At 65.9% G+C, this 11,777-nt stretch carries 14 protein-coding genes; 8 read left to right on the top strand and 6 right to left on the bottom strand.

Features of this window, described 5'->3' with window-relative positions:
* Nucleotides 1-70: 70 nt before the first annotated feature.
* From kdpA to OKW43_RS19165, 6 genes are all read right to left on the bottom strand, one after another.
* Nucleotides 71-1,876, bottom strand: coding sequence for a potassium-transporting ATPase subunit KdpA (gene kdpA, locus OKW43_RS19190; RefSeq protein WP_429449111.1), 1,806 nt, complete (start codon nucleotides 1,874-1,876; stop codon nucleotides 71-73).
* Entirely contained in the window at nucleotides 1,873-1,965 is a 93-nt protein-coding gene (gene kdpF, locus OKW43_RS19185; RefSeq protein WP_187635031.1) for a K(+)-transporting ATPase subunit F, read from the bottom strand. The genes kdpA and kdpF overlap by 4 nt, the downstream gene beginning before the upstream one ends.
* Nucleotides 1,962-2,075 carry a potassium ABC transporter ATPase gene (locus OKW43_RS19180; RefSeq protein ID WP_429449109.1) on the bottom strand — a complete coding sequence of 38 codons (114 nt, stop codon included), beginning with the start codon at nucleotides 2,073-2,075 and terminating at the stop codon, nucleotides 1,962-1,964. Before OKW43_RS19180 ends, kdpF begins: the two co-directional genes overlap by 4 nt.
* A 180-nt stretch (nucleotides 2,076-2,255) precedes the next feature.
* Entirely contained in the window at nucleotides 2,256-3,230 is a 975-nt protein-coding gene (locus OKW43_RS19175) for a quinone oxidoreductase family protein (RefSeq protein WP_187635033.1), read from the bottom strand.
* A 46-nt stretch (nucleotides 3,231-3,276) separates the two neighbouring features.
* Complete coding sequence (locus OKW43_RS19170; protein ID WP_187635034.1) at nucleotides 3,277-3,666, bottom strand: methylglyoxal synthase; 390 nt, start codon at nucleotides 3,664-3,666, stop codon at nucleotides 3,277-3,279.
* 116 nt (nucleotides 3,667-3,782) lie between these two features.
* On the bottom strand, nucleotides 3,783-4,562 hold the full coding sequence (locus OKW43_RS19165; RefSeq protein ID WP_429449106.1) for an SDR family oxidoreductase: 780 nt from the start codon (nucleotides 4,560-4,562) through the stop codon (nucleotides 3,783-3,785).
* Between the two features lie 218 nt (nucleotides 4,563-4,780).
* On the opposite strand from OKW43_RS19165, the gene upp reads away from it, so the two are divergent.
* The 8 genes from upp to OKW43_RS19125 all read left to right on the top strand — a co-directional run bounded on the left by upp (nucleotide 4,781) and on the right by OKW43_RS19125 (nucleotide 11,770).
* Entirely contained in the window at nucleotides 4,781-5,431 is a 651-nt protein-coding gene (gene upp, locus OKW43_RS19160; RefSeq protein WP_062126416.1) for a uracil phosphoribosyltransferase, read from the top strand.
* A gap of 433 nt (nucleotides 5,432-5,864) precedes the next feature.
* Nucleotides 5,865-6,593, top strand: a complete 729-nt coding sequence (locus OKW43_RS19155) for a YebC/PmpR family DNA-binding transcriptional regulator (protein ID WP_187635036.1) — start codon at nucleotides 5,865-5,867, stop codon at nucleotides 6,591-6,593.
* 102 nt (nucleotides 6,594-6,695) lie between these two features.
* The gene (gene purD / locus OKW43_RS19150; protein WP_187635037.1) at nucleotides 6,696-7,979 is read left to right on the top strand and encodes a phosphoribosylamine--glycine ligase; all 1,284 of its coding nucleotides are present in this window, start codon (nucleotides 6,696-6,698) and stop codon (nucleotides 7,977-7,979) included.
* Nucleotides 7,980-8,245: 266 nt separating this feature from the next.
* Nucleotides 8,246-9,169, top strand: coding sequence for an oxygen-dependent coproporphyrinogen oxidase (gene hemF, locus OKW43_RS19145; protein WP_429449103.1), 924 nt, complete (start codon nucleotides 8,246-8,248; stop codon nucleotides 9,167-9,169).
* A gap of 43 nt (nucleotides 9,170-9,212) precedes the next feature.
* Complete coding sequence (locus OKW43_RS19140; protein ID WP_222945618.1) at nucleotides 9,213-9,932, top strand: nicotinate-nucleotide adenylyltransferase; 720 nt, start codon at nucleotides 9,213-9,215, stop codon at nucleotides 9,930-9,932.
* Between the two features lie 4 nt (nucleotides 9,933-9,936).
* Nucleotides 9,937-10,386 carry a ribosome silencing factor gene (gene rsfS, locus OKW43_RS19135; protein ID WP_429449101.1) on the top strand — a complete coding sequence of 150 codons (450 nt, stop codon included), beginning with the start codon at nucleotides 9,937-9,939 and terminating at the stop codon, nucleotides 10,384-10,386.
* Nucleotides 10,387-10,422: 36 nt separating this feature from the next.
* Nucleotides 10,423-10,893 carry a 23S rRNA (pseudouridine(1915)-N(3))-methyltransferase RlmH gene (gene rlmH, locus OKW43_RS19130; protein ID WP_429449099.1) on the top strand — a complete coding sequence of 157 codons (471 nt, stop codon included), beginning with the start codon at nucleotides 10,423-10,425 and terminating at the stop codon, nucleotides 10,891-10,893.
* Between the two features lie 247 nt (nucleotides 10,894-11,140).
* Nucleotides 11,141-11,770 carry a Maf family protein gene (locus OKW43_RS19125; RefSeq protein ID WP_429449097.1) on the top strand — a complete coding sequence of 210 codons (630 nt, stop codon included), beginning with the start codon at nucleotides 11,141-11,143 and terminating at the stop codon, nucleotides 11,768-11,770.
* The last annotated feature ends 7 nt before the right edge of the window (nucleotides 11,771-11,777 follow it).

The following is an 11,777-nucleotide window of genomic DNA, read 5'->3' as shown; positions in this document are numbered from 1 at the left end:
CGAATATCCGTGTGCGCTTGCTCGGTTTCTGCGTGCAAGCGCCTGTTCGGTCGTTGTTCCCGGCCGCGCGTCACTGCACGCCGATCATCATCAGATGCTCGACGCCGGGACCGAGCGCGAGCGCCGGGACGTAGGTCAGCGCGCCGACCAGCAGCACCGTGCCGAGCAGCAGCACGACGAACAGCGGTCCATGCGTCGGCAGCGTGCCGCCGGTCACGCCGATGCGCTTCTTTCCGGCCAGCGAGCCGGCGATCGCGAGCACCGGCACGATCGTGCCGAAGCGGCCGAACCACATCGCGATCGCGGTGAGCCAGTTGTAGAACGGCGTATTCACCGACAGACCCGCGAATGCGCTGCCGTTGTTGTTCGCGGCCGAACTGAACGCGTAGAGGATTTCGGAGAAGCCATGCGCGCCAGGGTTCGCGATGCCGGCCTTGCCCGCATCGCTGAGCACCGCGATCGATGTGCCCACGAGCACGAGCAGCGGCGTGAGCAGCACGACGATCGAGACCATCTTCATCTCGTAGGCTTCGATCTTCTTGCCGACATACTCAGGAGTACGTCCGATCATCAGACCCGCGACGAACACCGCGAGCAGCGCGAATACGAGCATGCCGTACATGCCTGAACCGACACCGCCGAAGATCACCTCGCCGAGCTGTATCAACAGCATCGGGTACAGGCCGCCGATCGGCGTCAACGAATCGTGCGTGTTGGCGACCGCGCCGCACGAAGCCGCCGTCGTCGCGACCGTGAAAATGCCCGACTGCGCGATGCCGAAGCGCGTTTCCTTGCCTTCCGCATTGCCGCCCGCCTGCAGCGCGTTCGCCGACTGATCGACGTTGAGCGCGGTGAACGCGGGGTTGCCGCTCTGCTCCGCACCGATTTCACCGAACACGCAGACACCGAACGCGATCGTCATCGCCGCGAGCACGGCCACGCCTTGCCGACGGTCGCCGATCACGCGGCCGAACACGAGCGCGAGCGCGGCCGGTATGATCAGGATCGACAAGATCTGCACGAAATTCGAGAACGGTGTCGGGTTTTCATACGGATGAGCCGAGTTGCCGTTGAAGAAGCCGCCGCCGTTGGTGCCGAGCATCTTGATCGCTTCCTGCGACGCAACCGGGCCCATCGCGATGGTCTGCGTCTTCACGGGCGTGTCGACCGTCACCGGATTGCCCTTCGCGTCCTTGACCGGATTGCCTTGCGCGTCGAGCTTCGGCGCGGCGTACGTGGTGGCCTGCAGCGTTGGTACGTCCTGATACGCCTTGAAGTTCTGGATCACGCCCTGGCTCATCAGCAGTGCGGCGATGATCGCCGCCATCGGCAGCAGCACGTACATCGTCACGCGCGTGATGTCGACCCAGAAGTTGCCGATCGTCTGCGCGGTATGACGCGCGAAGCCGCGAATCAGCGCGATCACGACGACGATGCCCGTTGCCGCCGACAGGAAGTTCTGCACGGTCATGCCAAGCATCTGCGTCAGATAGCTGACCGTTTGCTCGGGCGTGTAGTCCTGCCAGTTCGTGTTGGTGACGAAGCTGACCGCGGTGTTGAACGCGCTGTCGACCGACATCGCGCCGAACTGCTGCGGATTGCCCGGCAGCCAGCCCTGTACGCGCAGCAGCACGTACAGGAACACCACGCCGAGCACATTGAACGCGACCGTGGCGATCGCATAGTGCTTCCAGCCCATTTCCTGCGATGGATCGACGCCGGCGATACGGTAAAGCAGCCGTTCGAGCGGCGCGCCGAAGCGCACCACGCGCGAGCTGCCGTCCATCACGGCGCCGATGTAACTTGCCACCGGCACCGCGGCGGCCAACAGCACGACGATAAAAAGGCTCGCCTGCAGGACATTGTTCGCATTCATTCGATGTCCTCCGCGCGCAGCAGCGCATACACGAGATAAATGAACAGCAGCACGGTGGACGCGCCGGCCAGCCACAGCATCCAGGTCATGAGCGCGCTCCCTGCCCGCGGCGGAATTGCATCAGCTTTTCGCAGCCGCCAATCAGCCCAAAGGTCAGCGCGGCGAACACCACGAGCCCCCCGACATACAGCACATCCATTTTTGTTCCCCATGTACGGATTCTGGATAGCTGCAACGGTATGCCGATCCGCCTAAAGGGCTGGTCAAAGATGGCGGGGTGCGCGTAAAAATGGCGTAAACGCACAAGGCCGTTTCATCTCGCGATGAAACGGCCTTGATGGATGGCGTAGATCGCGGCCTGGGGCCGCGCCGTTACTTTTTACGGCAACAGAATCGTCGACCCGGTCGTGCGGCGGGCCTCGAGGTCGGCGTGGGCCTGCCCGACGTCCTTCAGCGCATAGCGCTGATTGATGCTCGTCTTGACCTTGCCGGAGGCCAGCACGTCGAACAGCTCGGCCGACATCGCCTCGTAATCGCTGCGTTTCGCCATATAGGTGAAGAGCGTCGGGCGCGTAAAGAACAGCGAGCCGCGTCCCGCGAACTCCGACGAATCGATCGGCGGCAGCGGACCCGACGCGTTGCCGAAGCTCACGAACAGGCCGAGCGGCGCGAGGCAGTCGAGCGACTTTTCGAAGGTGTCCTTGCCGATCGAATCGTAGACGACCGGCACGCCCGCGCCGTTGGTGATCTCGCGTACGCGCTTCGTGAAGTTCTCACGCGTATAGACGATCGCGTGATCGCAGCCGTGCGCTTTCGCGATGTCGGCTTTCTCGTCCGAACCGACCGTGCCGATCACCGTCGCGCCGAGCGCTTTCGCCCACTGGCACACCAGCAGGCCGACACCGCCCGCCGCGGCCTGAATGAGGATCGTGTCGCCGGCCTTCACGCGGTACGTACGGCGCAGCAGATACTGCGCGGTCAAGCCTTGCAGCATCACCGACGCGGCCTGCTCGTCGCTGAGCGCATCGGGCAGCTTGACGGCCTGCGCGGCCTGCAGCAAGCGCTCCTGCGCGTACGCGCCGGGCGGCCGCGCGACGTACGCGACGCGATCGCCGACCTTCAGACCGCTCACGCCCGAGCCGATCGCGCTGACTTCGCCGGCCGCTTCCATTCCGAGTCCGCCCGGCAGCGGCAGCGGATACAGACCGGTGCGGAAATACACGTCGATATAGTTCAGGCCGACCGCCGTCTGGCGAATACGGATCTCGCCCGCGCCGGGCTCGCCCACGTCGACGTCGACCCATTTCATTACTTCGGGGCCGCCGGTTTTGTCGAATCGGATTGTCTTGACCATCATGTCTCCTTCATCTGGACGGATGTGGGTGCGGCGACGCGCGCGCTCACGCGTCGCCCGACAGGCGCAGCGTCAGCACGTCGAGCACCATGCGCGCGGTCGAAATGTTCGTCGCGCACGGAATGTTGTGCACGTCGCACGCACGCACGAGCGCGTTGATGTCGGGCTCGTGCGGCTGCGGCGTCATCGGATCGCGCAGGAAGATCACCATGTCGACGCGCCCTTCGGCGAGTTGCGCGCCGATCTGCAGGTCGCCGCCGTGCGGGCCCGACAGCATGCGCTCGACCGTGAGGCCGTGCGCGTCGCTGATGCGTCCGCCGGTCGTGCCGGTCGCGACGATCTCGCAGCGCGCGAGCGTGTCGACGTATTCGCCGGCCAGTTTGACGATGTCGTCCTTCTTGTGATCGTGCGCGATCAGCGCAATGCGGGTGCTCATGACTTAAGACTCCTCAGACCGTTGTGACTATCGTTGTTGTGATGTGACGTGTGTCGTTCGGGTGCGTGCTCCGCGCACGAGGCGGCTCCGAACCTGCCAGCTCAGTACGTACCTGCTCAGTACGTACCGGGATAGGCGCCGCCGTCGATCAACCAGTTCTGCCCGGTGATGTAGCCCGCGTGCACGCTGCACAGGAACGCGCAGGCGCGGCCGAATTCGTCGCGAGTGCCGAAGCGCCCTGCGGGGATCGTCTTCATGCGCTGCTTGCGTGCTTCGTCGATCGAAATGCCGTGCGTTTTCGCCTGCGCCTCGAACGTGACCGCGATGCGGTCGGTGTCGAACAGGCCCGGCAGCAGGTTGTTGATCGTCACGCCGGTCGGCGCGACCTTGCGCGCGAGACCCGCGACGAAACCGGTCAGCCCCGAGCGCGCGCCGTTCGACAGACCGAGCACGTCGATCGGCGCCTTCACCGCCGAGCTCGTGATGTTGACGATGCGCCCGAAGCCGCGCGCGCTCATCGTATCGATGGTCTGACGGATTAGCTCGATCGGCGTCAGCATGTTGGCTTCGAGCGCGCGGATCCAGTCCTCGTGCGTGAAGTTGCGGAAATCGCCCGGCGGCGGGCCGCCGGCGTTGTTGACGAGGATGTCCGGATGCGGGCACGCGGCCAGCGCGGCGGCGCGCCCTTCGGGCGTGGTGATGTCGCAGGCAACCGTCTTCACGTCGACGCCACTCTGCTTGCGGATCGCCTCGGCGGTCGCTTCGAGCGTTTCGGCGGTGCGCGCGACGATCGTCAGGTTCACGCCCTCGGCGGCGAGCGCTTCCGCGCAGCCGCGCCCCAGACCCTTGCTCGCCGCGCAAACGAGCGCGGTACGTCCTGCGATTCCCAAGTCCATGTGTACGTCCTCGTGGCGAAGTTTTCCCAGATTCTAGAAGAATCGCTGCCGGACTGTGCCGCGCCGCTGAAATCTCAGGTATCGCCGGGCACCACTCTTTCGCTAAACTTGCGCGGTGGCGCGCTTTTCCTGCCTTCCGCCCGGCTTCCGGGGTGCGGACGAGACGAACGGAGCAGCCCGCCGAACCGATCCACCTTGCCGCCGCGCGCGAGCCCGCCATGACCCAGGACAGCCGTTTCCCCAATCTTTTCATCCTCGATCACCCGCTGATCCAGCACAAGCTGTCGCACATGCGTGACCGGGACACGTCGACGCGCACGTTCCGCGAACTGCTGCGCGAAATCACGCTGCTGATGGGCTACGAAATCACCCGCAACCTGCCGATGACCACGCGCCGCATCACCACGCCGCTCGTCGAAATCGACGCGCCGGTGATCGCCGGCAAGAAGCTCGCGATCGTGCCGGTGCTGCGTGCGGGCGTCGGCATGTCGGACGGCCTGCTGGAGCTGGTGCCGTCGGCGCGCGTCGGCCACATCGGCGTGTATCGCGCGGAGGATCATCGGCCGGTCGAATACCTGGTGCGACTGCCGGACCTCGAAGACCGCGTGTTCATCCTTTGCGATCCGATGGTCGCGACCGGCTACTCGGCCGTGCACGCTGTCGATGTGCTCAAGCGCCGCAACGTCGCCGCCGAGAACATCATGTTCCTCGCGCTCGTCGCCGCGCCCGAGGGCGTGCAGGTGTTCCAGGACGCGCATCCGGACGTCAAGCTGTTCGTCGCGTCGCTCGATTCGCATCTGAACGAGCATGCGTACATCGTGCCGGGCCTGGGCGACGCGGGCGACCGGTTGTTCGGTACCAAGAACTGACGCGCCGCGCCCCCTCTGCCGCACCCGCGCGGCGTGATAAAATTCGAATCCGTTCGACGAGCGGCTCGACCGCACGATCACGCGCGACGCCGCCTGCAATTTCGACTGACGCACCACGCCTTCGCATCAAGTCATGCGGCAGATGGCCGCGCAAGCTGCCCCCCCCCTCGCACTGCCGCCCCGCGGCCCCGTCTGGCCGGCCGGTCATGCAAGAACCGGCCCGACACCTACCGGCGGGCAAGCGTGGAACGACGCGCGGGAACGGCGAGGCTGAGATCGGCGGCGGCAGTGGCCGCCCCGACGGGCCAGCACGAGCGGCCGGCAGCCTTTCGCCTGACGGTTTGACATCGAGGCGCAATACGCGAGGCGCCCGACATCGCAACGACAATTGCACTATGCGTGCGCCCCGCTGGCGCGCGCGACGGAGAAAAGTATGGCGGGTCATTCGAAATGGGCCAACATCAAGCATAAGAAAGCAGCGGCCGACGCCAAGCGCGGCAAGGTCTGGACGCGGCTCATCAAGGAAATCCAGGTTGCGGCCCGTCTGGGCGGCGGCGAAATCGACTCGAACCCGCGTCTGCGGCTCGCGGTCGACAAGGCGTACGACGCCAACATGCCGAAAGACAACATCAACCGCGCGATCCAGCGCGGCGTCGGCGGCGCGGACGGCGCGAACTACGAAGAAATCCGCTACGAGGGCTACGGCATCGGCGGCGCGGCGGTGATCGTCGACACGATGACCGACAATCGCACGCGCACGGTCGCGGAAGTGCGGCATGCGTTCTCGAAGAACGGCGGCAACATGGGCACGGACGGCTCGGTGTCGTTCATGTTCGATCACATCGGCCAGTTCCTGTTCGCGCCCGGCACCGCCGAAGACGCGCTGATGGAAGCCGCGCTCGAAGCGGGCGCCGACGACGTCGTGACGAACGAGGATGGCAGCATCGAAGTGCTGTGCTCACCGCACGATTTTTCGAAGGTGAAGGCTGCGCTCGAAGCAGCGGGCTTCAAGGCAGAATTGGCCGAAGTCACGATGAAGCCGCAGACCGAAGTCGAATTCACCGGCGACGACGCGGTGAAAATGCAGAAACTGCTCGACGCGCTGGAAAATCTGGACGACGTGCAGGAAGTCTATACAAACGCGTCGATCGCCGACGAGTGATGGCGCGCCGAACGCGAATCCGTTCGCCTTTGCTGTGATGGTTTATTGCACGGCCGAGCACACCGCTCGGCCGTTTATGGTTTCTAAGTCTCGGGGATTCACATGAAGTTACTCGTCGTCGGTTCCGGCGGTCGCGAACATGCGCTCGCATGGAAGCTCGCGCAATCGCCGCGGGTCCAGCTCGTCTACGTCGCGCCGGGCAACGGCGGCACCGCTCAGGATGAGCGTCTGCTCAACATCGACATCACCGAGCCGGCCGCGCTCGCGGATTTCGTCGAAAAGGAACAGATCGCGTTCACGCTGGTCGGGCCGGAAGCGCCGCTCGCGGCAGGCATTGTCAACCTGTTCCGCTCGCGCGGTCTGAAGATCTTCGGGCCGACCAAAGAAGCCGCGCAGCTCGAAAGCTCGAAAGATTTCGCCAAAGCGTTCATGAAGCGCCACGGCATCCCGACCGCGGCATACGAAACCTTCGCCGACGTCGCCGCAGCGCACGCGTATCTGGACGCCAAGGGCGCGCCGATCGTGATCAAGGCCGACGGCCTCGCCGCCGGCAAGGGCGTGGTGGTCGCGCAGACGCTGGAAGAAGCGCACGCCGCGGTCGACATGATGCTGTCGGACAACAAGCTCGGCGACGCCGGCGCGCGCGTCGTGATCGAGGAATTCCTCGCCGGCGAGGAAGCGAGCTTCATCGTGATGGTCGATGGCAAGCACGTGCTCGCGCTCGCGTCGAGTCAGGATCACAAGCGTTTGCTCGACGGCGACCAGGGCCCGAACACGGGCGGCATGGGCGCCTACTCGCCCGCGCCGATCGTCACGCCGCAACTGCATGCGCGCGTGATGCGCGAAATCATCCTGCCGACCGTGCGCGGCATGGAGAAGGAAGGCATCCGCTACACCGGCTTCCTGTACGCGGGCCTGATGATCGACGCGCAAGGCAACCCGAAGACGCTCGAATTCAACTGCCGGATGGGCGACCCCGAAACGCAGCCGATCATGGCGCGTCTGAAGGGCGACTATTCGAAGGTGGTCGAACACGCGATCGCCGGCACGCTGGACACCGTCGAACTCGAATGGGACCGCCGCACCGCGCTCGGCGTCGTGCTCGCCGCGCACAACTATCCGGACACCCCGAGGAAGGGCGACCGCATCAACGGCATTCCCGCCGAAACCGCGGATTCGGTCACGTTCCACGCCGGCACCACGCTGACGGACGGCAAGCTGACGACCTCGGGCGGGCGCGTGCTGTGCGTCGTCGGTCTGGCGGATTCGGTGCGCACCGCGCAGGCGGCCGCCTATGAAACGATCAATCAGATCGCGTTCGACGGCATGCAGTATCGCCGCGACATCGGCTATCGCGCGCTCAATCGCAAGCACGACGCCAGGTAAGCGGCGCTTGCGTCGGCCGCCGTGCGAGCGGCGGCCACGCCAAACGACGCGCGCTACACTGCATCTTTCGCGCTCGTCGCGACGAACGGGCCCGAAGCCCGCTGATCGGCCGAAGCGGCGAGCCGCCTCCCAGATCCGCCTCCGGCCCCCACGCAATCCGAATCAGCGGTCCGATCGCGCAGCATCCAGCCGACGCTAACGCGGCCGTCGCCCACTTTCGACGAACCCGCGGCACGACAAGCGTGCCGCCCCCAGCACCTGCATTCATGAGCAATTCGAGCTACGACGCACAAGCCGTGCGCAGCTGGCTGCAAGGCCTGCAATCGCATATCGCGGACACGCTCGGCGCCTTCGACGGCACCGCGTTCGCGACCGACGCGTGGCAGCGCGCGCCCGGCGAGAAGCTGCGCGGCGGCGGCGTCACGCGGATTCTCGAAGGCGGGCAGTTCTTCGAGCGCGCGGGCATCGGCTTCTCGGACGTCGCGGGCGACGCGCTGCCAGGCTCGGCGAGCGCCGCGCGGCCGCAACTGGCCGGGCGCGGATTCGAGGCGATGGGCGTGTCGCTCGTGCTGCATCCGCACAATCCACACTGCCCGACCGTGCACATGAACGTGCGCCTGCTGATCGCGACGAGGCAAGGCGAAGAACCGGTGTTCTGGTTCGGCGGCGGCATGGACCTGACGCCCTACTACGGCTACGAAGAGGACGCGCGGCATTTCCATCAGGTCTGCCGCGACGCGCTCGCGCCGTACGGCGCGGACCTGTACCCGCGCTTCAAGCGCTGGTGCGACGAGTACTTCTTCCTGAAGCACCGCAACGAACCGCGCGGCATCGGCGGGATTTTCTTCGACGATTTCTCGGCGCCGGGCTTCGACGAGTCGTTCGCGATGCTCAGGAGCGTCGGCGAGGGCTTCCTCAACGCGTACCTGCCGATCATAGAGCGGCGCCGCAATACGCCGTACGGCGAAGCCGAGCGCGCGTTCCAGGCCTACCGGCGCGGCCGCTACGTCGAGTTCAATCTGGTCTTCGACCGTGGCACACTGTTTGGACTGCAGAGCGGCGGGCGCACCGAATCGATCCTGATGTCGATGCCGCCCGTGGCGAACTGGCGCTACGACTGGCAGCCCGAGCCGGGCACGTCGGAAGCGCGTTTGTACAGCGACTTCCTCGTGCCGCGCGAGTGGGTGTGACGCGCCACCTGTCTCGCTTACGGTCACGACAAAGGATCCTCATCTGAAGCCGAACGCTCACCCTGTCGCCCTGCCTCGCCGGATCGGACTGCTGGGCGGCACATTCGATCCGATCCACGACGGCCACCTCGCGCTCGCGCGGCGGTTCGCCGACGTGCTGCGGCTGACCGAACTGGTGCTGCTGCCGGCCGGCCAGCCGTGGCAGAAAGCCGACGTGTCGCCCGCCGAACATCGACTCGCGATGACGCGCGCGGCGGCCGCTTCTGTCGCGATCCCCGGCGTGACGGTGCGCGTCGCGACCGACGAAATCGAGCACGATGGCGCGACCTACACGGTCGACACGCTGCGACGCTGGCGCGAGCGCGAAGGCGACGACGCATCGATCACGCTGCTGATCGGCGCGGATCAACTGGTGCAGCTCGACACATGGCGCGACTGGCGGCGCCTGTTCGAGTTCGCGCATATCGGCGCGGCCACGCGGCCCGGCTTCGAGCTCGCGTCGAGCGCCCCCGCGGTCGCCCGCGAGATCGCCGCGCGCCGCGCGAGCGCCGCCGTGCTGCGGGGCACGCCCTGCGGTCATCTGCTGATCGACACGACGCTCGCGTTCAACGTATCGGCCACCGACATTCGCGCGCATCTACGCGAGCAGCTCAACCAGCGGCTCGCCCACGCGGGCGCGGGCAGCGCACAGGATCAGGCCGCAAGTCATGTCCCCGCCGCGGTGTGGGACTATATTCTTCAACATCATCTGTACCACCGGTAACTCCATGGATATTCGCAAACTGCAACGTGTGATCGTCGACGCTCTCGAAGACGTCAAGGCGCAAGACATCAAAGTGTTCAACACCAGCCACCTGACCTCGCTGTTCGATCGCGTGATCGTCGCGAGCGGTACGTCGAACCGGCAAACCAAGGCGCTCGCGTCGAGCGTGCGCGAAGGCGTGAAGGAAGCCGGCGGCGATATCATCAGCACCGAGGGCGAGGATATCGGCGAATGGGTGCTGGTCGATTGCGGCGACGCGGTCGTGCACATCCTGCAGCCGGCGCTGCGCCAGTACTACAACCTCGAGGAAATCTGGGGCGACAAGCCGGTGCGCATTAAGCTGTCGACGCCGAACCCGTTCGGTGGCGCGCGCGCGAGCGAGCCCGACGACGAGGAAGACGACGAAGCGCCGGCCGCGAAACCCGCGCGCAAAACCACGGCGCGCCGCAAGTAAGCGCGCCGTGTCGGGCACACCGCTACTGCCCTCGAAATGAAACTGCACATCCTCGCCGTCGGCCACAAGATGCCGGACTGGATCGCGACCGGCTTCAACGAATACGCGAAGCGCATGCCGCCCGAGCTGCGCATCGAGCTGCGTGAGATCAAACCGGAGCAGCGCTCGTCGGGGCGTTCGGCCGAAAGCGTGATGGCCGCCGAGCGGCAGAAGATCGAAGCCGCGTTGCCGAAGAACGCCCGCATCGTCGCCCTCGACGAACGCGGCAAGGACTGGACCACGATGCAGCTCGCGGGCGCGTTGCCGGGCTGGCAGCAGGACGGCCGCGACGTGGCCTTTCTGATCGGCGGCGCGGACGGGCTCGATCCCGAGCTAAAGGCACGCGCCGATATGATGCTGCGCGTGTCGAGCCTCACGCTGCCGCACGCGATGGTGCGCGTGCTGCTGGCCGAGCAGCTTTACCGCGCGTGGACCATTACGCAGAATCATCCTTATCATCGCGCGTGAGTGGTGAGCCAGGCGAGGCGACGCCTGCCAACCGTTCGTTGCTGATGGCGCGTCGTGGGGGCTCTGTCGACACGCCTGAACGTATCGTTGCCGCTTGATGCGATGATGCGCGCGACGCGCTGCGCATCGATGCCGTAAATGGATGCCGCGCATCGATCGCGTCACCAAGTTAGCCGCCGCGCATCCACACTTCACCGGCGTTCACCGCCCTCAAACCATCCGTTTCCCGCTCCGTCGATACCCGTTCATGCCCACGTCCTCCGCTTCTCTGCATCCGTTCGTCTACCTCGCCTCGCAAAGTCCACGCCGCCAGGAGCTGCTGCAACAGCTCGGCGTGCGTTTCGAATTGCTGCTGCCGCGTCCCGATGAAGACGCCGAAGCGCTCGAAGCCGAACGGACTGGCGAACATGCACGCGACTACGTGCAGCGCGTGTGCATCGCGAAGGCGCATGCGGCGCGCGCACGGCTGGTCGACGGCGGCCACGCGGCGCGGCCGATCCTCGTCGCCGACACCACCGTCACGATCGACGACGCGATTCTCGGCAAACCCATCGATGCCGACGACGCGCTCGCCATGCTCACACGCCTCGCGGGCCGCACGCACGAAGTGCTGACCGCGCTCGCCGTGATCGACGCCGATGGTACGTTGCTGCCCCCGGCGCTGTCGGTCTCGAAGGTGCGTTTTGCTGCAGTGCACGCAGACGCGCTGCGTCGCTACGCGGCGAGCGGCGAGCCGCTCGGCAAGGCAGGCGCTTATGGCGTGCAGGGACGCGCGGCGGAGTTTATCGAGCGTATAGACGGGTCCTATTCGGGTATCATGGGTTTGCCGCTTTTTGAAACCGCTGCCCTGCTGCGGGCAGCGCGCATCGACTTCTAGAACAACA

It is taken from the genome of Paraburkholderia sp. WC7.3g (genome assembly GCF_050436345.1).
GTDB lineage: Bacteria > Pseudomonadota > Gammaproteobacteria > Burkholderiales > Burkholderiaceae > Paraburkholderia > Paraburkholderia podalyriae.
The sequence above is the reverse complement of the archived record's forward strand: the minus strand, read 5'-3'. Positions and strand labels throughout refer to the sequence as shown.

Coding starts and splice junctions, on each gene's coding strand:
- OKW43_RS19125 (WP_429449097.1), top strand. CDS start 11,141: ATGCCCACGTCCTCCGCTTCTCTGCATCCGTTCGTCTACCTCGCCTCG.
- OKW43_RS19165 (WP_429449106.1), bottom strand. CDS start 4,562: ATGGACTTGGGAATCGCAGGACGTACCGCGCTCGTTTGCGCGGCGAGC.
- OKW43_RS19170 (WP_187635034.1), bottom strand. CDS start 3,666: ATGAGCACCCGCATTGCGCTGATCGCGCACGATCACAAGAAGGACGAC.
- upp (WP_062126416.1), top strand. CDS start 4,781: ATGACCCAGGACAGCCGTTTCCCCAATCTTTTCATCCTCGATCACCCG.
- OKW43_RS19180 (WP_429449109.1), bottom strand. CDS start 2,075: ATGGATGTGCTGTATGTCGGGGGGCTCGTGGTGTTCGCCGCGCTGACC.
- hemF (WP_429449103.1), top strand. CDS start 8,246: ATGAGCAATTCGAGCTACGACGCACAAGCCGTGCGCAGCTGGCTGCAA.
- OKW43_RS19175 (WP_187635033.1), bottom strand. CDS start 3,230: ATGGTCAAGACAATCCGATTCGACAAAACCGGCGGCCCCGAAGTAATG.
- OKW43_RS19155 (WP_187635036.1), top strand. CDS start 5,865: ATGGCGGGTCATTCGAAATGGGCCAACATCAAGCATAAGAAAGCAGCG.
- purD (WP_187635037.1), top strand. CDS start 6,696: ATGAAGTTACTCGTCGTCGGTTCCGGCGGTCGCGAACATGCGCTCGCA.
- rsfS (WP_429449101.1), top strand. CDS start 9,937: ATGGATATTCGCAAACTGCAACGTGTGATCGTCGACGCTCTCGAAGAC.
- rlmH (WP_429449099.1), top strand. CDS start 10,423: ATGAAACTGCACATCCTCGCCGTCGGCCACAAGATGCCGGACTGGATC.
- kdpF (WP_187635031.1), bottom strand. CDS start 1,965: ATGACCTGGATGCTGTGGCTGGCCGGCGCGTCCACCGTGCTGCTGTTC.
- kdpA (WP_429449111.1), bottom strand. CDS start 1,876: ATGAATGCGAACAATGTCCTGCAGGCGAGCCTTTTTATCGTCGTGCTG.